The sequence below is a fragment of the Bartonella sp. PS7NMGDW genome, assembly GCF_042193585.1.
GTDB classification, from domain to species: Bacteria; Pseudomonadota; Alphaproteobacteria; order Rhizobiales; family Rhizobiaceae; genus Bartonella; species Bartonella grahamii.
Map to the genome: position 1 here is coordinate 109049 of NZ_JBHILX010000002.1, position 21740 is coordinate 130788.

General features: G+C 37.7%; 18 protein-coding genes and 1 pseudogene. 9 read left to right on the forward strand and 10 right to left on the reverse strand.

What is annotated here, in order from left to right:
* Nucleotides 1-8 precede the first annotated feature (8 nt).
* Genes recO through panB form a run of 3 tightly spaced genes read left to right on the forward strand, consistent with a single transcriptional unit; the run spans nt 9 to nt 2451 of the window.
* On the forward strand, nt 9-755 hold the full coding sequence (gene recO, locus ACFIKJ_RS01680; protein WP_375625853.1) for a DNA repair protein RecO: 747 nt from the start codon (nt 9-11) through the stop codon (nt 753-755).
* 23 nt (nt 756-778) lie between these two features.
* A complete protein-coding gene (panC, locus tag ACFIKJ_RS01685) occupies nt 779-1639 on the forward strand; it encodes a pantoate--beta-alanine ligase (protein WP_375625855.1) in 861 nt (286 codons plus the stop codon).
* Complete coding sequence (panB, locus tag ACFIKJ_RS01690; RefSeq protein ID WP_375625857.1) at nt 1636-2451, forward strand: 3-methyl-2-oxobutanoate hydroxymethyltransferase; 816 nt, start codon at nt 1636-1638, stop codon at nt 2449-2451. The genes panC and panB overlap by 4 nt, the downstream gene beginning before the upstream one ends.
* Nucleotides 2452-2964: 513 nt before the next feature.
* Here panB and ACFIKJ_RS01695 read toward each other — a convergent pair.
* Both ACFIKJ_RS01695 and ACFIKJ_RS01700 read right to left on the reverse strand, forming a co-directional pair.
* Nucleotides 2965-3582, reverse strand: a complete 618-nt coding sequence (locus tag ACFIKJ_RS01695; RefSeq protein WP_375625859.1) for a YfbR-like 5'-deoxynucleotidase — start codon at nt 3580-3582, stop codon at nt 2965-2967.
* Entirely contained in the window at nt 3575-4447 is an 873-nt protein-coding gene (locus ACFIKJ_RS01700) for a YgfZ/GcvT domain-containing protein (protein ID WP_375651549.1), read from the reverse strand. The genes ACFIKJ_RS01695 and ACFIKJ_RS01700 overlap by 8 nt, the downstream gene beginning before the upstream one ends.
* Nucleotides 4448-4511: 64 nt before the next feature.
* On the opposite strand from ACFIKJ_RS01700, the gene ACFIKJ_RS01705 reads away from it, so the two are divergent.
* Nucleotides 4512-5840: a dihydroorotase gene (locus tag ACFIKJ_RS01705; protein WP_375670181.1), complete on the forward strand. Its 1329-nt coding sequence runs from the start codon at nt 4512-4514 to the stop codon at nt 5838-5840.
* Nucleotides 5841-6252: 412 nt separating this feature from the next.
* Here ACFIKJ_RS01705 and ACFIKJ_RS01710 read toward each other — a convergent pair whose 3' ends face one another.
* A complete protein-coding gene (locus tag ACFIKJ_RS01710; RefSeq protein WP_375651547.1) occupies nt 6253-6621 on the reverse strand; it encodes a TIGR02301 family protein in 369 nt (122 codons plus the stop codon).
* 499 nt (nt 6622-7120) lie between these two features.
* Between ACFIKJ_RS01710 and cysS the strand changes: the two genes are divergently transcribed.
* The 5 genes from cysS (at nt 7121) to pssA (ending at nt 13009) form a co-directional block, all read left to right on the forward strand.
* Nucleotides 7121-8629 carry a cysteine--tRNA ligase gene (cysS, locus tag ACFIKJ_RS01715; RefSeq protein WP_375625867.1) on the forward strand — a complete coding sequence of 503 codons (1509 nt, stop codon included), beginning with the start codon at nt 7121-7123 and terminating at the stop codon, nt 8627-8629.
* Nucleotides 8630-8674: 45 nt separating this feature from the next.
* Complete coding sequence (locus tag ACFIKJ_RS01720) at nt 8675-9346, forward strand: DUF421 domain-containing protein (protein ID WP_375625027.1); 672 nt, start codon at nt 8675-8677, stop codon at nt 9344-9346.
* Between the two features lie 115 nt (nt 9347-9461).
* Nucleotides 9462-11345 (forward strand): ABCB family ABC transporter ATP-binding protein/permease, encoded by a 1884-nt coding sequence (locus ACFIKJ_RS01725; protein WP_375625026.1) that lies wholly within the window; start codon nt 9462-9464, stop codon nt 11343-11345.
* A gap of 117 nt (nt 11346-11462) precedes the next feature.
* Complete coding sequence (locus ACFIKJ_RS01730; protein WP_375638586.1) at nt 11463-12161, forward strand: phosphatidylserine decarboxylase; 699 nt, start codon at nt 11463-11465, stop codon at nt 12159-12161.
* 8 nt (nt 12162-12169) lie between these two features.
* Nucleotides 12170-13009 (forward strand): CDP-diacylglycerol--serine O-phosphatidyltransferase, encoded by an 840-nt coding sequence (gene pssA / locus ACFIKJ_RS01735; RefSeq protein ID WP_012754949.1) that lies wholly within the window; start codon nt 12170-12172, stop codon nt 13007-13009.
* 70 nt (nt 13010-13079) lie between these two features.
* Here the strand turns inward: pssA and ACFIKJ_RS01740 are convergent, their stop codons facing one another.
* The 7 genes and pseudogenes from ACFIKJ_RS01740 to rplI form a co-directional block, all read right to left on the reverse strand.
* Nucleotides 13080-13823: an SDR family NAD(P)-dependent oxidoreductase gene (locus ACFIKJ_RS01740; RefSeq protein ID WP_375653329.1), complete on the reverse strand. Its 744-nt coding sequence runs from the start codon at nt 13821-13823 to the stop codon at nt 13080-13082.
* Between the two features lie 2 nt (nt 13824-13825).
* Nucleotides 13826-15319 carry an amidophosphoribosyltransferase gene (purF, locus tag ACFIKJ_RS01745; RefSeq protein ID WP_375625023.1) on the reverse strand — a complete coding sequence of 498 codons (1494 nt, stop codon included), beginning with the start codon at nt 15317-15319 and terminating at the stop codon, nt 13826-13828.
* Between the two features lie 82 nt (nt 15320-15401).
* The gene (locus ACFIKJ_RS01750) at nt 15402-15977 is read right to left on the reverse strand and encodes a CvpA family protein (RefSeq protein ID WP_375625022.1); all 576 of its coding nucleotides are present in this window, start codon (nt 15975-15977) and stop codon (nt 15402-15404) included.
* Between the two features lie 127 nt (nt 15978-16104).
* The gene (radA, locus tag ACFIKJ_RS01755) at nt 16105-17481 is read right to left on the reverse strand and encodes a DNA repair protein RadA (protein ID WP_375670182.1); all 1377 of its coding nucleotides are present in this window, start codon (nt 17479-17481) and stop codon (nt 16105-16107) included.
* 6 nt (nt 17482-17487) lie between these two features.
* A pseudogene (locus ACFIKJ_RS01760) lies at nt 17488-18477 on the reverse strand (DnaB-like helicase C-terminal domain-containing protein); the annotation flags it as partial.
* 561 nt (nt 18478-19038) lie between these two features.
* A complete protein-coding gene (locus tag ACFIKJ_RS01765; RefSeq protein WP_375619412.1) occupies nt 19039-20529 on the reverse strand; it encodes a replicative DNA helicase in 1491 nt (496 codons plus the stop codon).
* Between the two features lie 595 nt (nt 20530-21124).
* Nucleotides 21125-21721: a 50S ribosomal protein L9 gene (gene rplI / locus ACFIKJ_RS01770; RefSeq protein ID WP_375625876.1), complete on the reverse strand. Its 597-nt coding sequence runs from the start codon at nt 21719-21721 to the stop codon at nt 21125-21127.
* Between the last annotated feature and the right edge of the window lie 19 nt (nt 21722-21740).

Sequence of the window (21740 nt, forward strand, 5' to 3'; positions counted from 1 at the left end):
AAAGTAAAATGAAGTGGAAAGAACAAGCCGTTATTCTTGGTACACGCCAATATGGTGAAACAAGTGTTATTCTTGAGGTTATGACACGTGAACATGGTCGTTATATGGGAGTGGTAAAAGGGGGGCGGTCGCGTCGTATGGCAGCTCTTCTTCAACCTGGAAATTTTGTGGAAGCTGAATGGTGGGCTCGTTTAGAAGAGCATTTGGGACTTTTTCGACTTGAAGCTCTTGATTTACACGCGGCGCGATTAATCTGTCTACCAGAAGCACTTTATGCTTTGCAATTGATAGCTTTTCATTTGCGGCTTCTTCCCGAACGTGATCCACATCCCGTTTTATATGATATTTTACACCTTTTTATGCAGAATTTTGATGAACCATTTGTAACTGCAGAATTGCTTGTACGTTTTGAAATGCGGCTTCTTGAAGAACTTGGTTTTGGTCTTGATTTATCTTGTTGTGCTGCAACAGGTCGTCAGGAAAGGCTGCATTACGTATCACCAAAATCTGGACGGGCTGTCTGTGAAGAAGCAGGGGAACCTTGGAAAAAAAAGCTTCTCATTCTACCACAGTTTCTTGTGCAAAGAACAACTCGTCCTACTGATTCTAGTGACATAATAAATGGTTTTATACTGACGGGTTTTTTTCTTATGCGTCATGTCTGGGAGCCACGAGATATAAAGCAGCCGTCAGTGCGCATGAATTTGATACAATTGTTTGAGCGCCAATTTGGTATACGAGCATTAATTTGTTGATCTGATGATAATTGAATGGAAAAATGAAAGTTTTAAAGACAATTGCTGAAGTCCGCCAATATACTTCAGAGGAACGACGTTTAGGTTTTTCGATTGGTTTTGTTCCAACAATGGGGGCATTGCATGATGGTCATCTTGCATTAGTACAGTATGCAAGAGCAATGTGTGATCGCGTATTGGTTTCTATTTTTGTCAATCCAAAGCAATTTGGACCTCATGAAGATTTTTCTCAATATCCAAGAGATTTGAAGGGCGATTGTGCTTTGTTAAAAGAAGCAGGTGTTGAATGTGTTTTTGCCCCTTCTGTAGATGAAATGTGGCCACTGGGAAATGATACAATTGTGCAAGTGAAAAAATTATCACGTATTTTGATGGGAAAATTACGTCCAGGGCACTTTTGTGGTGTAACAAGCGTTGTTGCTAAATTTTTTAACATTGTTCAACCAGATAAGGCTTTTTTTGGGGAAAAGGATTTTCAACAAATTTTAATTATTCGGCGTATGGTTGAAGATTTGGCTTTTCCTATTGAAATTGTTGGAGTTCCTATTCTACGGGAGTCAGATGGTGTCGCTTGTTCTTCACGCAATCAGTTTTTAACATTAGAAGATCGTAAAGCTGCCAAAATTATTCCTGAAAGTGGGAAAGCTGCTAAAAAGCTTTACCATGAAGGTGAACGGTCGGTTGATAAATTATGCAAAACTGTTCGTGATATTTTACAACAAGAAACGCGTGCAATCATTGAAGCAATAGATTTGCGGGATATGGAAACTTTATGCGTGGTTAAAGGAACATTGAATAAACCAGCAGTTTTACTTCTTACTGTTCGCTTTGGAGAGGTAAGGCTGATTGATCAATATATATTGCAAGAGAAGGGCGGAAAATGAGTGTACATAAAACCGTAAAGCGTATAACATCTTCCGAAATACGTACAAGAAAGGGACAACAGCCAATTGTTTCTTTAACAGCTTATCAAGCTTATACTGCGCGGATTGCTGATCCATATTGCGATATCCTTTTGGTTGGTGATAGCGTTGGTATGGTTGTGTATGGGTTTGAGACAACGCTTCCTGTTAATTTAGATATGATGATTTTACACGGACAAGCCGTGGTGCGTGGATCTCAAAAAGCTCTTGTGGTTATTGATATGCCTTTTGGCTCTTATGAGGAAAGTCCAGAGCAAGCTTTTTTTAATGCATCGCGTATTCTTGCTCAAACGGGGTGTGGTGCAGTTAAGCTTGAAGGTGGTGTTTATATAGCGGAAACAATTGATTTTTTGTGTAAACGTGGCATTCCAGTGATGGGGCACATCGGTCTTACACCCCAGGCGGTGAATCGTTTTGGTGGTTTCAAAACACAAGGACGAAAACAGAGTGATTGGCAAAGAATTGAAGCCGATGGGGCTGCAATTGAGGAGGCCGGTGCTTTTGCTATTGTTTTAGAAGGGATTGTCGAACCTTTAGCAGTAAAACTGACAGAAAAGCTTTCTATCCCTACGATCGGTATTGGTGCATCCAATCAATGCGATGGACAAGTATTGGTTATGGAAGATATGTTGGGCTATGGTGTTCATGTGCCAAAATTTGTACGCCGTTATGGAGACCTTGAACAAGCCATGGAAACTGCAATAAAGAATTATGCAGAGGATGTCACATCTCGTGCTTTCCCAGCGGATAATGAAGTTTATAAATTAAAATAAACTTCAGTTTAAGATGAAAAGTTTAACAAGGGAACATTTGTTATTTTGATAATGAAAGTGTATTATTTCATATATTTTGTATGCAATTTGAGCTGTGATTTTTTCCATTTCTTTAATGGAGTCACTCCTCTCATGCAAAACAGAACGCCATTGGGTTGCTAAGTCATGTGCTTTTTTTAAGAAAGCTTTCTTGGGGACTCAATCCTATTTCGCGACGGCGCTTGTGAATGGTATAGCGGTAAAGCCCCTGTGAAGTGTACAATTTATAGAGCGCCCCCATCTTTACGCTTCATAAGAGACATTTCAAATTCTTTCTTTAAAAGTTTTTACCCATATGCCGGTCCCACTTATGACGTACAAGAGAATGGTTTTGATTGATTCAATATAAACAGATTTGAAATGAGTGAATCTTACGATATTAGTGGCTCTCATTCAACATGAAAAAACAATGAATTATTATTATAAATCAGTGTGATGAGTCTTTAATGATAGGGAAGGAACAATGCGAAGAGTCTATAATCTTTGGGCATCCAAGGCATTGAAGCGAGTTAAAAATGCGTTTTCAATTTGTTGGGTAGAGTAGGGGTATAAATTAAGATCATCGGGTAAAATATTATTGGGAGAGCCAAAATAGCGAAGGGCTTCTTCTCTACTAAATCCAGCAAGCGTAATCGCTTCATAATATGCAGCGATACGGTCGGCTTGTTTGATTTTTTTTAAAAGTTTTTGAGAAAGATCAACGGGAAGAGAAAAGCGCATGTGGATAGCATCTTGGATGCCCTTTTCAATGCGTTCATATTGTTTTCCTATGACAGCTTTAAAGGGGGAAATCATATCGCCGATGACATATTCTGGAGCATCATGAAGAAGAGCATAAAGACATTCGTTGCTTCCCGATTGTGGAAAAAGTTTTTGAAATATTTGTTCAACCAAAAGTGAATGTTGTGCAACAGAATAGGCATGCTCCCCTCGTGTTTGACCGTTCCAACGTGCCACGCGAGAAAGTCCATGGGCAATATCTTCAATTTCAACATCAAAAGGAGAAGGGTTGAGAAGATCAAGTCTGCGTCCAGAGAGCATTCTTTGCCAAGCGCGTGCTTCTCCATTTTTTAATAATTCAGCTTTAGCCATGCGTATTTTCTATAGTATTTTCAGGAAAGGTAAAATTCATATTTTCAGCAATGCTTATAGTGACAGGAATGTTTTTTACAGTAAAGGGGATGTTATGATCCATAGCATCTTTGACGTGGTCAATACGCATTAAAGCGAGAGCCTCATTTTCTACACACGTTCCCAAGTAGCCAAGCACTTTTGTTCCTGCTTCAATGCTAGATTGAGGGGTTAATTCACACTGGCCTTTTACAATAAAAATACGGCGACGTGCTGCACGGCGATGGTGCATTCGTGAAACAATTTCTTGTCCAATATAACATCCTTTATTGAATGAGAGTCCATTGATTTGATCGTAATTAATATCATGAGGAAAGACTTTACCAATTTCATAGTCTTGATCACTTTCCGCAATTGCATAACGGATACGCAATTGATTCCATGTGTCATGATATTCTGAAGTCAAAAAAGGTTTTTTGCCATAGATTCGTATTATTTTTTCTTGTTGTGGGAAGCGTTTATCAACAAAACTTGAATCAAAATTTAAAGAATCTGATTCATTATTCAAAGAAACCGTAACAAGCTTTTGTAATGGTTGTGTAATTTCTACTTTTTTACGCAGCTTATAGAGCAACAGACGTTGGTGAAGCGTATCAGCTAAAGGCATTCTGATATCAATCAGGTAACCATTTTCTTTTTTTCCGATAAGAAAATCAGCAAGAACCTTTCCTTGTGGGGATAAAAGGGCTCCAGGGAAAAGTTCCTGTGGGCTGATTTTTTTTACATCTGTCGTGATCAGGGATTGTAGAAAATCTGTTGCTTCTTCGCCTGTAATTTGAATAAGCCCGCGGTTTTTTAAGCAAATGGCATTTTGTTTTTCAATCATGGTTCTTGCCTTTCTGCTCAAAGTTACATAATCGATAAGTGAGCAATATGTAAGGAGCGTGGCTATGTTTAAAACATTTGATACAATTTTTAAAGGTGCAACACTTGTGAATCATGATGGAAGAAGCAAGCGTGATATTGGTATTACAAATGGTCGTATTGCTGAAATAGGCAACCTTACATGTGCATCGGCTAGTGAGGTCATTGATTGTACGGGGCTTCATATTTTACCAGGAATTATTGATAGCCAAGTGCATTTTCGGGAGCCAGGAAATGAATATAAGGAGGATTTGGAAAGTGGCTCGTATTCTGCTGTGTTAGGGGGTGTTACGGCAGTTTTTGAAATGCCTAATACCAATCCATTAACAACATCAGAAGAAACATTAAGCGATAAGGTTCAACGCGGATTTCATCGAATGCATTGTGATTTTGCATTTTGGGTTGGAGGAACGCGTGAAAATGCTCATGAACTATCTGAATTAGAAAGACTTCCTGGTGCGGCTGGAATTAAAGTCTTTATGGGGTCCTCTACAGGTGATCTTTTGGTTGATGATGATGAAAGTGTACGCCTTATTTTGAAGAATACACGCCGTCGTGCAGCTTTTCATTCTGAAGATGAGGCGAGGCTCAAAGAGCGTAAAATATTGCGTATTGAAGGGGATGCATCGTCACATCCGATTTGGCGTGATGAAATTGCGGCATTAAAATGTACGCAGCGTTTGGTAAAAATTGCCCATGAGACGAAAGCACGGATTCATGTGTTACATCTTTCGACAGAAGAAGAAATTGATTTTCTAAAAAAACATAAGGATGTTGCAACAATTGAAGTGACACAACATCATTTGACTCTCACGGCTGATGATTATAAGAAGTTTGGTACATTAATTCAGATGAATCCGCCTATTCGTGAATTGCGCCACCGTGAAGCTCTTTGGTATGGTGTTCAACAAGGAATTATTGATGTTTTAGGCTCAGATCATGCGCCTCATACCCTTGAAGAAAAACTTCAACCTTATCCCTCTTCACCTTCAGGAATGACAGGGGTGCAAACAACAGCAGCAATTATGTTGACACATGTGAATGAAGGAAAAATATCTCTTGAACGTTTTGTTGATCTCACTTCACATGGCCCTAGTCGTATTTTTGGTATAAGCTGTAAAGGGCGCATTGCTGTTGGGTATGATGCTGATTTAACCATTGTTGATCTTAAGAGAGAAGAAATTATTACGAATGGCTTAATTGGTTCGCGTGCCGGTTGGACACCTTATGATGGTCAAAAAGTTAAAGGTTGGCCTGTTGGGACTATTATCCGTGGTATGCGCGTTATGTGGGAAGGTGAAATTGTCACACCTTCACAAGGAGAGCCTGTTAAATTTATGGAAAATTTGGTGTAAACAGATTAAAAAGTGTGTCGTAAAATATCATCTTTTAGAGTGATGATATAGGGTATGTCAGCCTCTTTGGCACATAAGTATTTTTTTATGCGTGGTGAATATTCTTAGGCTTATTTGTAGAAACTATGAAGCAAATTACATGAGTGGGAAGCCAAGAGGAATCTTGTTCAACAAGAACCTAGATTATTTACAGAAAAAATTTAGTTAACAATCTTCATCCTTTGAGGTGTGGGGAGGAAGCCAAAGAACGATTTTGTATGAGAAGAAGGCGCTCATACGAATAAAAGCGTATCGAGACATTATTTTTTAAAAGTCTCTCTATTTTCAGAGCTGGTTTATTGCTCTCCGCATTTGTGAGAGGAATATCATTGATATCGCTAAAATTGAGAGAGATACTTTTTGTATAGATTAATTATTTATAATGCATGAGGAGGTTTTCAGATAAAATTCTTCCTTCCTCAATGTATCTTTGATTGGCTTCAATGGCTGCTTGTGTACAATGATGATAATTTTCTGAGAAAGCACGATACGCTTCATTAAACGCTTCATAAAAATAAGCACGTCTTTGTGGAATGGGGTGTTCTGCTTCAATCAGTGCATTCATATAATCATACCATTGGTTTGTTGAAGGATCGCAAAGATTTTGGAGAGAATGCAATGATCCTAAAATTTCTGCTAGTCGGAGTAATTTTCTTTCATAAGGTGGAGATTGTTGCGCAAAGGTTGGCATTGAAATGACAAGAAATATTAAAATAATGATGTTCATCAATCTATTACGCATTATTTTTATTGCTTTCTTTGAATAAAACTCTGTACAGATGAAATAATTTTGTCATGAGAACTGTGTAAAAAAATAGAGTTAATTGCTACATTATTCTCAATTATTGATTATAAAATATAGGGCGTAAGAGGCAGTAAGGAACCCATTGTGGAATATTGAAAATACTGACGAAGCTTTGTGTGGTTAAAAATTTAAGATTTGCTTCCTGAAAGCTATCTATTTTTCACATAGATTTATATTGTATTGCCTATAGAACTTTTTCTAAGCTCGTTTTCTTTAAGGAGGAAAAGCATCTCTAATGATAGAATGCTTTTGTTCAATCAAATAAAATAGATTGTTTTTATGATAAATGATGAATACAGCCGTGAATACTAGTGGGAAAATGGTAAGAAGAATTTACTATAAGATAAAAGTTTTGAGCCTAAACCGCGTAATACGATAAGTTGAGATAAGATACATCTAAAAGGAGCGGTGCATAGTATCGTCCATGGAGTCAATAATGAGAGAGTTGCGATTTTATAATACGCTGACACGTAAAAAAGAAAATTTTACACCAATAGATCCGACAAGAGTACGTCTTTATGTTTGTGGTCCGACAGTTTATGATTATGCGCATATAGGAAATGCACGCCCTGTCATTGTTTTTGATATTTTATTTCGTTTATTGCGTCATGTTTATGGCAATGAGCATGTTCTATATGCGCGTAATATTACAGATGTTGATGATAAAATTAATGCACGAGCAGCTTTTGAATATCCAAACTTGTCATTGAATGACGCCATTCGTCAATTAACAGAACGTACATATTTCCAGTTTCAACAAGATACAATAGCACTTGGTTGTCTATTACCAACCAGTCAGCCGCGCGCAACCGAGCATTTAGAGGAAATGCGCTCTTTAATTGAAAGATTGCTTGAAAAGGGGCACGCTTATAAAGCGGAAAATCATATATTATTTTCTGTAAGTAGCATAAAAAATCCTCCCCATTATGGGGCATTTGCAAATCGTTCTTTAGATGAAATGAGGGCGGGGGCGCGTATCGATGTTGCTGCTTATAAAAGGGAAGAGATGGATTTTGTTTTATGGAAGCCTTCTGTGGAAGGAGAACCAGGTTGGGAATCACCGGCCGGAATTCCTGTTTTAGGTCGTCCAGGTTGGCATATTGAATGTTCTGCGATGTCAATGGCAAAGTTATTAGCGCCCTATGGCGGTGGTTTAACTTGTGATGATCCAACCGCGAATGTTTTTGATATCCATGGTGGTGGACTTGATTTAATTTTTCCTCATCATGAAAACGAGATTGCACAAAGTTGTTCAGCTTTTGGGACGGAGCGAATGGCAAATTTTTGGATGCATAATGGTTTTTTACAAGTTGAAGGCAAAAAGATGTCGAAAAGCTTTGGCAATTTCATAACTATTCGTTCTGTTTTAGAGAATAACTTTTGGGAGTTTAATGGTATTTTAACCGATGAAATGAAGAAAAATTGGGCTGGTTTGTCTGCGCGTTTTTCGATGTTGCAAACGCATTATCGTGAACCATTAAATTGGACAGCACAGCGTTTAATACAATCGAGCAGCGAACTGTATCGTTGGTATGAATTGCTTCGCAGCAAAAAAAGTGAGATGGAAAACAATGAAGCAATTAATGATACTTTGATAGATGCACTCAGTGATGATCTTAATACTCCAAAAGCACTGACTCTTTTGCGAAAGTTTTATAAAGAAGGGAATGCGTTGGCTCTTGCTAATGGGATGAATTTATTAGGACTGTTACGACAAGAATGGATTAAAGAAATAGACTGCCCATTATTTATAAAAAAAATTTTTCTTGATTCAAAATTTATTGATCAACGTATTGCTGAAAGACTACGACTTATCCATAATAAAGAGTGGGAAGCAGCGGATACAATTCGTGATGAGCTTGCAGCTGAGGGGATTCTTTTAAAAGACAGTAAGGATCCGCAGAGTGGTGAGCGCATAACTGTGTGGGAAATAAAACGATTTTAATTTTCCTATTCCAGCAGCTTACATAAATAAAGGGAGGAAAGTTTGATGGAATTTTTATATCATTATGGATATATCGCGCTTAAGCTGGCTGTAGGTCTTGTTGCCTTCTTGTTTATTTTAAGAACAACAGGACGGGGGAGTCTTAGTCAGATGACACCAGTTGATTTGGTCAGTAATTTTGTTATGGGAGGTATTATTGGCGGAGTTATTTATAATCAGAATATTAGTAGCATTCAATTATTGCTTGTTTTACTCATCTGGCAAACCTTGATTACATCTTTTAATTTTTTTGCACGCTATTCAGTTTTTTTTCGTCGTCTTATCGCGGGGCGGAATATTACATTAGTTTTAGATGGGGTTTTCCAAATAGATAAGATTAAGAACTTAGGGATCAATGTTAATGATCTCATTACGATGTTACGTCTTAAAGGGTGTCACTTACATGAAGCCGCTTTTGTTCGTTTGGAAACCAATGGTGATTTCACTGTCATTAAAAAGGAAGAGGGGAAGAAATCGACGATTTTAATAGAAAATGGTGAAGTTATTGATGATGGACTTAAAGAGATTGGTAAAACAAAAAAGTGGCTTCATGCAGAATTGAAAAAAAAACATGTAAAAGTTGAAAATTTATTTGCAGCAGAGTGGTATGAAAATACAGATCAAAATAATAAATTGTATAGTGGATTATTTCTTGTTCCTTTTTCAAAAACAGTCTAACTTCAAACAACGAGTAGGTATAGCTTATTGGAAGCGTAATGAAGAGATAAATCTATAAACAACCACGGGGGGTATTTTGCCTTTTTCGTGTGGATGATAGAGAAGTAAGGACTTTATGAAACGCAATGAAATGACAAAAACTGTATCATCAGATACAGGGAGAACTCTGCACACACTTTACAATTTATGGCCCTATATGTGGCCAGTAGGTCGGCGTGATCTAAAAATACGTGTGCTATGGGCAATATTTTATCTTGTTTTGGCTAAGCTCGTTCTCATATCTGTACCGTATTTCTTTAAATATTCTACGAATGTGCTTGATTCAAGCTTTCAGCTACCTGAATGGTTCCCATCCAGTTTGATTATTCCCATCATGCTCGTTTTGGCATATAATGTCGCACGTATTATGCAGGCTGGATTAAATCAATTACGCGATTCTCTTTTTGCCACTGTTGGTCAATATGCTGTTCGTCAATTGGCTTATAAAACCTTTGTACATATGCATGAGTTATCCTTGCGATTTCATTTGGAACGCCGAACTGGTGGGCTTTCTCGTGTGATTGAGCGTGGTACAAAAGGAATTGAAGCGATCGTAAGATTTTCAATTCTGAACACAGTACCGACAGTTCTAGAGTTTATATTAACGGCACTTGTATTTTACATAAGTTATGGGTGGCATTATCTTCTCATCGTTGTTGCAACGGTTGGATTATATATCTTTTTTACCATTAAGGCGAGTGATTGGCGCATTCGTATTCGGCAACAAATGAATACAGCAGATACTGAGGCCAATACGCGTGCTGTTGATTCTCTTTTGAATTTTGAAACGGTGAAATATTTTGGCAATGAAACTCTAGAAGCCGATCGATTTGATGCTTCTATGGTAGGTTATGAAAAAGCCGCAACAAAGATTTGGACATCGTTAAGCTGGCTTAATTTTGGTCAGGCTCTTATCTTTGGTATTGGAATGACGATCATGATGCTGATGTCAGCTTATGAAGTTTTTTATAAAACACAAACTTTGGGTGATTTTGTTTTTATTAATGCACTTTTAATGCAACTTTCCATTCCACTGAATTTTATTGGTTCAATTTATCGTGATATTCGACAAGGTTTAACGGATATTGAAGCAATGTTTGATCTTTTAGATGTTCAGAAGGAGATCGTTGATAAATCGGATGCTAAACCGTTAGAGATAAGCGATGGGACCATTCGTTTTCATCAGGTAAAGTTTTCCTATGATTCGACACGTCAGATTCTCAGAGATATTGATTTTGAAGTTCCTGGAGGAAAAACAGTCGCCATTGTCGGTCCATCTGGTGCAGGTAAATCAACTATTTCTCGGTTGCTTTTTCGGTTTTATGATGTTGACGCGGGTTCTATCACAATTGACGGGCAGGATATTCGTGACGTAACACAAAAGAGTTTGCGTGAAGCGATAGGCATGGTCCCACAAGATACAGTGTTATTTAATGATACAATTGCCTATAATATTTGCTATGGGCGTCCAAGTGCTACAGATGAAGAAATGCGCAAAGCTGCTGAAATGGCACAAATATCAAAATTTATTGAAATTTTACCGGAAGGTTTTCAGTCTATGGTAGGAGAGCGAGGTCTCAAATTATCAGGTGGTGAAAAACAACGTGTGGCTATTGCACGGACACTTTTAAAAGCCCCCCCACTTCTTATCCTAGATGAAGCAACATCGGCTCTTGATACGGCAACGGAACAGGAAATTCAACAAGCATTGGATATTGTAAGCCGTGGACGTACAACATTGATTATTGCTCACCGTCTTTCTACTGTTATCAATGCTGATGAAATTTTGGTTCTTAAAAGTGGTCGTATTATTGAAAATGGGGCGCATACAGAGCTTTTACGCAAGAAAGGTTTATATGCTTCAATGTGGAATAAGCAGCTTGAAGCATCGAAAGCTGAAGAAAAATTACGTAAAATACGTGAAGAAGATGAGACGAGTGTTGTTAATCGTAAAAAATAAATAGGGCAAAATGTAATCTATATCTTTATATGGAGTGATTGATTAAATACATAAAAAGATACAAGAGGAACAAAAAGATTTGTTGCTTGTTTAAGTTTACGATGAATAGGAAATTATATGAGTATTCTGCAATCTTTCCATAATAGCTTTGTACCGGTTCATAAAGAGGGTTATCCTTTTATTGTAGCGTTTTTTGTTATTTCGCTCATTCTTGGTTGGATATGGAGTCCGTTGTTTTGGTTTGGTCTCGTTCTCACGGTGTGGTGTATATACTTTTTCCGTGATCCAGATCGTGTGATCCCTTTGAATTCAAATTGGGTTATGTCGCCTGCCGATGGGCGTATTTCATTTGTGGAATCATGTGTTCCACCTGAAGAATTAGGATTAGGGAAAGATGAAATGATCCGTATTTCCATTTTTATGGATATTTTTTCATGCCATATTAATCGTATTCCTATCAGTGGTACAGTAGAGTCTATCGTTTATCATCCAGGTCGATTTACCAATGCTGAGTTTGATAAAGCTAGCCAGTTTAATGAGCGTAATGGGATGGTAATTGATAGCAAACATGGTAAAATCGGTATCGTACAAATAGCGGGAATGGTTGCACGCCGGATTGTTTGTTGGTCAAAAGAAAACGATGCCGTTATGACTGGTGAGCGATTTGGATTGATTCGTTTTGGTTCTCGCCTTGATATTTATATACCAACTGAAATGAAATTGCGTGTTGCAGTTGGACAGACAGCAATTGCTGGAGAAACAGTTTTGGGTTCTTTTGATGATAAGAGTGCCACAACGGACTTCAGATACGATTAGGACTCACAATGAAAAATTTTTCGCCATTTTCTTCATTCAATCCTGAGGGGCAGCATGATGATGTTGCAAGTCGGCGGCGTTCACCTACATCAATGCGGTATGTCATTCCCAATATCATTACTATTTTAGCAATTTGTGCAGGGATGAGCAGCATTCGTTTGGCTTTTGAACATCGCTATGAAGCTGCTATTTTAATGGTGCTTTTGGCCGCAGTTTTAGATGGTGCTGATGGTCGCATTGCCCGTTTAATAGATGGTAGTTCATCTTTTGGGGCACAGATGGATTCTCTTGCTGATGTTATAAATTTTGGTGTTACCCCTGCACTTATTGTTTATTCCTTTATCTTGAATCAAGCAAATCACATTGGTTGGGTTGCAGCCCTTGTTTATTGTGTTGCTTGTTGTTTGCGATTAGCACGTTTTAATGTGATGTTGGATAACACCAATATACCTAAGTGGCAGAAAAGTTATTTTGTTGGTGTTCCAGCACCAGCAGGAGCATTACTCCTTTTATTGCCTACCTATTTAGGCGCTCTTGGTTTGGTCCCCAATTGGGGGTGGGCATTATTTTTTAGTCTTTATACTGTAATTATTGCTTTTCTTTTGATTAGTCGTTTACCAGTATGGAATGCAAAAACAATTGATCAAAATTTAAGGCGCGATATCGTTATACCATGCATGTTGGTTATTGTTATTTATGTCGGTTTTCTTGCGACTTACACATGGAAAACTTTATTGATTACAGCTGTTAGCTATATGATTTTTCTCCCCTGTAGTTTTATCGCTTATAATAAACGTGCTACTTTAGAAGAGAAAAAGGCTGATGCTAAAGCTATCCAAGAATCATAAAGTGTTTCATTCTTCTGTTGAGAAGCACAGGAAAAAGAGAGAATCAAACGATTTACTTCTCCGATGATGATCAGTCAGGTACATGATAATCTACAAACCGATTTTTATGGACATTAAAGAGTTTTCCAGTTTCTTTTAAATCAGGTGATAACAAATGTACTATCTTTTTTGCAACCTCTTGTGGTGAAGGGAGAGTTTGTGGATCTTCACCGGGCATAGCTTCAGCGCGCATGGCAGTGCGTGTGGCACCAGGGTTGACACAATTAACCTTTATAGGGGTTTGTTTGAGTTCTTCTGCCCAACAGCGGGCAATCATCTCTAAAGCTGCTTTAGAGGCTGCATAAGCTCCCCAGAAAGGGCGCGCAGCATGCGCAACGCTTGAGGATAACAGAATGGCTCGTCCAGCATCAGATTCTCGTAATAAAGGCTCAACAGCTTTCATTAAGCGCCATTGGCTGAAAAGATTTATTTGAAAAACATCTTCAAATACCGTGTTTTCTATATGCGCTATTGGTGAGAGTGTTCCAAGGATTCCTGCGTTTGCAACGATAATATCAAGTTTTTTCCAGCGTTTGGCAATTGAGATAGCAAGAGTATCGATGTTTTCCATATGATGCAAGTCAAGGGGAACAAGGGTTGCATGAGCCCCTTTTTCTTGGATCTGATTATCTAATTCAGTAAGTCCACTGACTGTTCGTGCAAGAGCAATAATATGAGCGCCGCGTGTAGCAAGCTCGAGTGCCAAATAATAACCAATTCCTCTTGATGCGCCAGTAACAAGTGCAACACGCCCATGGAGACTAAATTTTGTCATCATTAATCTCTTGTTCTAAGAACAGATGATTGATGAGTTTTGGAGAGGTTTTCTTGATCAACCAGCTGCGTAGGATAATATCCAGTAAAATAATGGTCAGTAAATTGTGGATCGGCATTATTCCGTTTTTCTCCTGCTACAGCAAGATATAATCCATCCGTTGAAAGAAATTCTAATGAATCCGCTCCAATAAAATCACACATAGATTTTAAATCTGGATATTGATTTGCTAAAAGGCTTTCAACTTTAGGTGTATCAATACCATAAAAGTCGGGATAGAAAATCATAGGGCTAGAAATGCGCATATGAACTTCTTTTGCTCCTGCATCACGGAGCATTCGCACAATTTTAAGAGATGTTGTTCCACGTACAATAGAGTCATCAACAAGAATAACACGTTTTCTTTCAATCACAGGACGGTTTGCAGAATGTTTTAATTTGACACCAAAAGCACGAATTTGTTGTGTTGGTTCGATAAAAGTGCGACCAACATAGTGATTACGAATAATACCAAGCTCGAAGGGAATTCCAATTTCTTGTGCATAGCCAATTGCAGCAGGAGTTCCTCCATCAGGAACAGGAACCACAACATCACCCTCACAAGGGGCTTCCTGTGCTAAACGTATTCCCATATTTTTGCGTGTTGCATAGACACTACGCCCTCCAACGATTGAGTCCGGACGGGCAAAGTAAACATATTCAAACAAGCAAAGTTTTTCTGGTTTTTCATTTTTTGGTTTTATAATTTTTTTAGTAATTTCCCCATTTTTTTGTATTTCACATATGATGATCTCCCCATTTTTAACATCACGGACATACTTTGCTCCAATAATATCAAGAGCACAAGTTTCAGAACAAAAAATAGGCTTACCATCAAGTTCCCCCATCACGAGGGGTCTAATCCCTGTTGGATCGCGTGCAGCAATAAGCTTTGTACGCGTGAGCGCTAACATAGCATATCCACCCTCTACTTGCCGAATTGCATCAACAAAACGATCAGAGGACGATTCATAACGTGAGCGGGCAATAAGATGGAGAAAAACTTCTGAATCTGACGTTGATTGACAGATAGCACCAGAAGCGATGAGTTCACGGCGTAATGTGAGACCATTGGTAAGATTACCATTATGAGCAATAGCAATGCCTCCAGCTTTCAACTCAGCAAAAAGGGGTTGAACATTGCGTAATGCTACTTCTCCAGTTGTTGAATAACGGGTATGTCCAATAGCGCGATTTCCTGGTAAGCGTGCAAGTGTTGTAGGATTGGTATAGTGATCACCAACAAGACCTAAATGCTTTTCTTGATGAAACATTTTATTATGGTAGGAAACAATACCAGCCGCTTCTTGCCCACGATGCTGAAGTGCGTGGAGTCCAAGAGCTGTTAATGTTGCTGCATCTTCATGCCCAAGAATACCAAAAACGCCACATTCTTCATGAAGGGTATCATCATCTAATGAAAATTCTTGACAGAAAACATCACTCTTTATCATCATATTCTTTCAGTTGTGATACGAAGGAATCATTAATATCACATTCTACATCATTTAGTTCTCTTTCCTCATGAAAAACTATTCTCTATTTTTTGAAAATTATCTTTTCATGAGAGTGTTGCCCATACGTATGTTTATTGCTGTCTTTAAACAAATTTTCCGCCTTTTCGAGAACCGATCCAATATCTTTTGGGAGTATTTCCCAAACTTTTTGTCCTAGTGAATCTAAAATAGGCCTTGTTTTTGCATTTTTTAACCAATTCGCTTGAAGCTCGGGTTTAATCAGTGCATTAATCAGCAACATACCGATGACCATGATAAGTAAACCGCGAAGTGCTCCAAAAATAAAACCAATAGCACGGTCAAGAATACCAATTCGACTATCAATAATAAAATCAGAGATCTTCATTGTAATAATTGAAGTAATAATGAGAACAATAATAAAAATCGTGACCAATGTTGTGATCAATGCAATCATTTTATTAGAGAGATAGTGTTCAAAGAAAGGTAAGACAGGCTTGAATAAAAACAGTGTCGTAATAGCTGCAACTGCCCAAGAAATCAACGATAACACTTCACGTGAAAACCCTCGAAGCATAGCAAGAAAAGCGGACAACAGGATGATTACTACGACAATTCCATCAAGGATTGTTATGATCATTTGTTTGTTCCTTATACATAAAGTTGTGTTCTTCTAAGTCTATGTGCAAATATATTTTTTGTTCTTATAGCAAGGATCTTTTGTATTTTATAGAGTTTTTTCTATATTATCATATCTATGGTGCAGATCATTTTTTACTTACGGTAAGAGTAGCAACGAGTTCCGGAAGGTCGGAGAAAGTTTTTTGTTGAAAATTGAGCGACTTCATCATTTCGGTTGTTGTTGTGGGATGAAATGCTCCTTGAAAGCCGAGTTTTTTTGCTTCATTGATGCGCTGTGCTGAATGTGAAACAGCGCGGGTAGCTCCTGAAAGACTGACTTCACCAAAATATACATAATCCGTTGGCAATGCGATATTGGCAAGAGAGGATACCAAAGCAGCGGCTACAGCTAAATCAGCAGCGGGTTCTGATATGCGATATCCACCTGCCACGTTCAGATAGACATCATGCTGTCCAAAACGAATGCCGCAATGGGCTTCTAAAACGGCAAGAATCATAGAAAGACGATTTCCATCCCATCCGACAACCGCACGTCTTGGTGTCCCAAGGGAAGAAGGAGCAACAAGCGCTTGAATTTCTACGAGTATCGGGCGTGTCCCTTCCATTCCCGCAAAAACAGCAGCACCTGGAGCTTTTTCATTACGTTCTCCTAAAAACAATTCGGATGGATTTATCACTTCGCGTAATCCTTTATCAGACATTTCAAAGACACCAATTTCATCTGTTGGTCCGAAGCGATTTTTTACAGTTCTAAGAATGCGATAATGATGTCCTCCTTCACCCTCAAAATAGAGAACGGCATCAACCATATGTTCAACAACTCGAGGACCAGCAATTTGCCCATCTTTTGTAACATGACCAACAAGAACAACGGCGGTTCCCGTTTTTTTGGCAAAGCGGATCATTGCTTGAGCACCGATACGTACTTGTGTGACAGTGCCGGGTGATGAATCTGCTGTATCTGACCATAGGGTTTGAATTGAATCGATAATCACCATATCAAGGTTTTTATGTTCGCTTAAGGTTGCCAGAATATCTTCAACATTGGTTTCAGCAGCAAGTTTCACCTCTGTATTGTTAGCTTCAAGCCTTTGCGCGCGCAGACAAATTTGCGCAATAGCCTCTTCACCTGAAACATAGATAACATTATATCCTTTGCGTGATAAAGCAGCAGCTGTTTGTGTCAGCAATGTTGATTTACCAATACCCGGATCACCTCCAACAAGGAGTGCTGATCCACGGACAAAGCCCCCACCGGTAACACGATCAAGTTCAGCAATACCAGAATGAATACGTGGAGCATCTTCGATATTTCCAGAAAGAGATGTGAGTGTGACAATGCGTCCTTTACGAGCATTCTGTTTAGGACCACTTCCTATGCCGCCATTTATAGTTTCTTCGATAAGGGAATTCCATTCTCCACAAGCACTACATTTTCCCGCCCAACGAGAATGGACAGTTCCACAATTTTGACAGATAAATTGAATACGATTACGCGCCATGTTAATTTAACCGATTTGCTCTGGAAGATAATTGCTATCGGCCAGATCACTGAATCGTGTGAAATCAGATTGAAAGGCAAGTGGCACGATTCCTGTCGGTCCATGACGTTGTTTTGCAACAATAACATCAGCTTTTCCAAAAACTTTGTCCATTGTCTCTATCCATTTCATATGTTCAAGGCTACCGAACTTTGGTTCTTCATTTTTGAGATAATATTCTTCACGATAGACAAATAAAACGATGTCGGCATCTTGCTCAATAGAACCAAATCCACCTAAATCTAAAAGTTTTGGGCGTTTATCTGTTCTGTTTTCAACTTGATGTGAAAGTTGTGAAAGAGCAATAATAGGGATATTTAATTCTTTAGCTAATGCTTTTAATTCTGCAGTGATTTCTTGAATACGATATTCAGATGTGTATTTTAAATCACTTGTCATGAGTTGGATATAATCAATAATTAAGACATCCAAACCATGTTTTTTCTTGAGACGCCGAGCACGGGCAGCCAGTTGTGAAACTGATATTCCCCCAGTTTGATCAATATAAAGTGGTGCCTTTTGTAGTTGGTTCACCGCACGAATAATTTTTGAAAATTGTTCATCTGAGATATTACCACGCCGAATATCAGAAGAAGAGACTTCTGTTTGTTCAGAAATAATACGGGTTGCAAGCTGTTCGGATGACATCTCAAGTGAGAAGAAACCTACAATACCCCCTTCATTTTCTTGGATATTGGCATTACGATTATAAGCATTAGCAATATTAAAGGCAATATTGGTAGCCAGTGAGGTTTTTCCCATACCAGGGCGTCCTGCAAGGATAATTAAGTCAGATGCTTGTAATCCTCCCATTTTTTCATCAAGTGTTTGAATGTGAGTTGCTATCCCTGATATTTGCGAAGAGCGTTTTTTTGCAGCACCTGCTATATCAATAACTCTTTTGATAGCTTCATCAAGACTGTCAAATCCACTATCGCAGTCTTCTTTTTTTTCTAGCATAATTATACATTTTCCTTTTGTTAGATATCAGTTTTTATACAATTTTATATCAAGAATATTTTGCATGTTATAGAATTTTCTCTGTGCTGTAATATTTAAAACACTGCTTGTTTTTTTATATTACGGTAATTAGGGTAATTTTTTTCAGATAAATTAGAAAATATTTTTGTTAAAAAATTAGAGATTTTTCTATGAAGAGGAAATCTTCTGATATTTTCATAATAGCTTGCCATACACAACAGCAGCAATTATTTTTAAATTTAATAACGAGAAAATGGGTGTCTTGCAAGAAAGAGACTTTGTAAAAGAAGGAACAATATAGCAAGGTTTAAATTAGCTATGGATTTTAATATATGTACCCCACTTACAACATTAAGAGATGTGTTATCATTTCATGCAAGAAGAATGTTATTAAATAGCAAATAACGGCGGCTAGAATCATTGAAAAATGATTCTTTGTAAGAAATTTCATTCTTGATAAGAATTACATTTTTTAATGAGAAGAATGGTTTCACAATTTTGACAGATAAATTGAATACGATTACGCGCCATGTTAATTTAACCGATTTGCTCTGGAAGATAATTGCTATCGGCCAGATCGCTGAATCGTGTGAAATCAGATTGAAAGGCAAGTGGCACGATTCCTGTCGGCCCATGGCGCTGTTTTGCAATAATAACATCAGCTTTTCCAAAAGCTTTGTCCATTATTTCTTGCCATTTTGTATGTTCTAAGCTACCTAATTTTGGTTCTTCATTTTTGAGATAATATTCTTCGCGGTAGACAAACAGAACAATGTCGGCGTCTTGCTCAATTGAACCAGATTCACGTAAATCTGAGAGTTGGGGACGTTTATCTGTTCTATTTTCTACTTGACGTGAAAGTTGAGAGAGAGCGATAATAGGAATATTCAATTCTTTCGCTAACGCTTTTAATCCTGTGGTAATTTCTGTGATCTCTTGAACACGATTTTCTGATGAACGCTTTGAACTGCTTGTCATGAGTTGGATATAGTCAATAAACAAGATATCTAAACCATGTTGTCGCTTGAGACGCCGCGCACGAGCAGCTAATTGCGTAATTGATATTCCCCCAGTTTGATCAATATAAAGTGGTGCCTTTTGTAGTTGGTTCACCGCACGAATAATTTTTGAAAATTGTTCATCTGAGATATTACCACGCCGAATATCAGAAGAAGAGACTTCTGTTTGTTCAGAAATAATACGGGTTGCAAGCTGTTCGGATGACATCTCAAGTGAGAAGAAACCTACAATACCCCCTTCATTTTCTTGGATATTGGCATTACGATTATAAGCATTAGCAATATTAAAGGCAATATTGGTAGCCAGTGAGGTTTTTCCCATACCAGGGCGTCCTGCAAGGATAATTAAGTCAGATGCTTGTAATCCTCCCATTTTTTCATCAAGTGTTTTAATATGGGTGGCTATCCCTGATAATTGTGAAGAGCGCTTTTTCGCAGCACTTGCCATATCGATAGCTTTTTTGATAGCCTCATTAAAATTTTCAAATCCACCTCCATATTTCCCTTTTTCTGCTAGCTCAAATAACTGATTTTCAACAGTTTCAATTTGTTGGGTAGGCGTGAGCTCTACAGGAGCATCAAAGGCTGTATTGACAACTTGAGTTCCAAGGTTAATCAAAGACCGTCGGATAAAAAGATCGTAAATGACGCGTCCATAATCTTCAGCGTTAATAATAGTGACTGCCTCTGTGGCTAAGCGAACAACATACTGGTATACAGTAATATCTCCAATTTTTTCTTCCATTTGGATATAGGGCTTGATTGTAACTGGATCTACACGTTTTCCTGTTTTAATAAGGTGAGATAAAACATGATAAATTTTTTGATGCAATGGTTCAAAAAAATGTTCTGGTTTTAGAAAATCTGAAACGCGGTCAAGAGAATCATTGTTGATAAAGATGGCACCAAGCAATGCCTGTTCAGCTTCAATATTATACGGAAGCTGCCGAAAAGAAGGAGAATCTTCCTTCTTTGAAGAGCTGACATTAACAACGTTAGTTTCTTCCATAATATTTTTCCACTAAAATTCTAAGTCTAGCTACTTTAGGCGATAAATTGAAAATCGTATAATTAAAAGAATAGAGCTACAAATCTTCATTTTAAGTTAAAATTATATAATTTTTCAAAACCCTCTTTTCGTTGCTCATCTATCATTTGTGTATTATTTATATAACATTGATCTATTTTATTTTATAATACGTGATTTTAAAGTGGAAGTTTTGCTATTCTAAATTTAAGTGTTTTGAAGTTATGTGACCTTAAAATTCCAATATCTGTGTAAGTAGAATTACTTTTTTATAACTGAAATTATTTCAGATCATGTGTTGATATAATCAACTTACCGCTCATACAAACCTTACCCTTAAGGGTAGAACTTTAAATTATTTTTGCTTTAGATGCTAGACAACAAAAGAAAATTTCCTCTTAGTGATATTATCATTCTCGGCATGTAATGCCTTTAAATAATATATTCCTAATTCTTTCATAAAAATTAGGTTCTTTATGTATGATAGCCATAAAATACCCAATTTTAAAGTGTGAGTATTTTATGAGCAATATTTAAAATAGAATAAAAAATATAAAACAGAAAGCAAAAATAGCAATTAAGCTTCTTGATGAGAACTGTTTATATCGTTGTCATTAATTTCTTCTACCAATAATTCTTCCTGATTTTCTTCTAATAATTCTTCTTGAATATTATATATTTCTTTAGCAGAAGTGAGAGTTTCACCTTCTGCTTGGCGTTGTGCTTCACTGGTAGAACGCGCAACATTAATAATCACAGAAATTTGAACCTCAGGATGTAAGCTAAGAGTGATTGTGTGAAGACCGATCATTTTTATTGGATGGTTAAGTTCGACTTGATTTCTCCCAATAGAAAAGCCTTCATCTGTTATAATTTCAGCAATATCACGTGTTGATACAGAACCATAAAGTTGTCCTGTTTCACCAGCAGAACGAACAACAATGAATGATTGTCCATCAAGTTTTTCAGCAACTTTTTGCGCTTCGCTTTTGCGTTCAAGATTACGGGCTTCAAGTTGTGCACGTTGTATCTCAAAATGTTTTTTATTGGCTTCATTTGCGCGTAAAGCTTTACCTTGAGGCAAGAGAAAATTACGCGCATAACCATCTTTAACTGAGACAATATCACCCATCTGACCAAGACGAGGAATGCGCTCAAGTAAAATAATATCCATAGTTTTTCCTTTCGAACAA

Coding starts and splice junctions, on each gene's coding strand:
- ACFIKJ_RS01695 (WP_375625859.1), bottom strand. CDS start 3,582: ATGGCTAAAGCTGAATTATTAAAAAATGGAGAAGCACGCGCTTGGCAA.
- purF (WP_375625023.1), bottom strand. CDS start 15,319: ATGATGATAAAGAGTGATGTTTTCTGTCAAGAATTTTCATTAGATGAT.
- cysS (WP_375625867.1), top strand. CDS start 7,121: ATGAGAGAGTTGCGATTTTATAATACGCTGACACGTAAAAAAGAAAAT.
- rplI (WP_375625876.1), bottom strand. CDS start 21,721: ATGGATATTATTTTACTTGAGCGCATTCCTCGTCTTGGTCAGATGGGT.
- pssA (WP_012754949.1), top strand. CDS start 12,170: ATGAAAAATTTTTCGCCATTTTCTTCATTCAATCCTGAGGGGCAGCAT.
- ACFIKJ_RS01750 (WP_375625022.1), bottom strand. CDS start 15,977: ATGATCATAACAATCCTTGATGGAATTGTCGTAGTAATCATCCTGTTG.
- recO (WP_375625853.1), top strand. CDS start 9: ATGAAGTGGAAAGAACAAGCCGTTATTCTTGGTACACGCCAATATGGT.
- ACFIKJ_RS01705 (WP_375670181.1), top strand. CDS start 4,512: ATGTTTAAAACATTTGATACAATTTTTAAAGGTGCAACACTTGTGAAT.
- radA (WP_375670182.1), bottom strand. CDS start 17,481: ATGGCGCGTAATCGTATTCAATTTATCTGTCAAAATTGTGGAACTGTC.
- ACFIKJ_RS01725 (WP_375625026.1), top strand. CDS start 9,462: ATGAAACGCAATGAAATGACAAAAACTGTATCATCAGATACAGGGAGA.
- ACFIKJ_RS01730 (WP_375638586.1), top strand. CDS start 11,463: ATGAGTATTCTGCAATCTTTCCATAATAGCTTTGTACCGGTTCATAAA.
- panC (WP_375625855.1), top strand. CDS start 779: ATGAAAGTTTTAAAGACAATTGCTGAAGTCCGCCAATATACTTCAGAG.
- ACFIKJ_RS01765 (WP_375619412.1), bottom strand. CDS start 20,529: ATGGAAGAAACTAACGTTGTTAATGTCAGCTCTTCAAAGAAGGAAGAT.
- panB (WP_375625857.1), top strand. CDS start 1,636: ATGAGTGTACATAAAACCGTAAAGCGTATAACATCTTCCGAAATACGT.
- ACFIKJ_RS01740 (WP_375653329.1), bottom strand. CDS start 13,823: ATGACAAAATTTAGTCTCCATGGGCGTGTTGCACTTGTTACTGGCGCA.
- ACFIKJ_RS01720 (WP_375625027.1), top strand. CDS start 8,675: ATGGAATTTTTATATCATTATGGATATATCGCGCTTAAGCTGGCTGTA.
- ACFIKJ_RS01710 (WP_375651547.1), bottom strand. CDS start 6,621: ATGCGTAATAGATTGATGAACATCATTATTTTAATATTTCTTGTCATT.
- ACFIKJ_RS01700 (WP_375651549.1), bottom strand. CDS start 4,447: ATGATTGAAAAACAAAATGCCATTTGCTTAAAAAACCGCGGGCTTATT.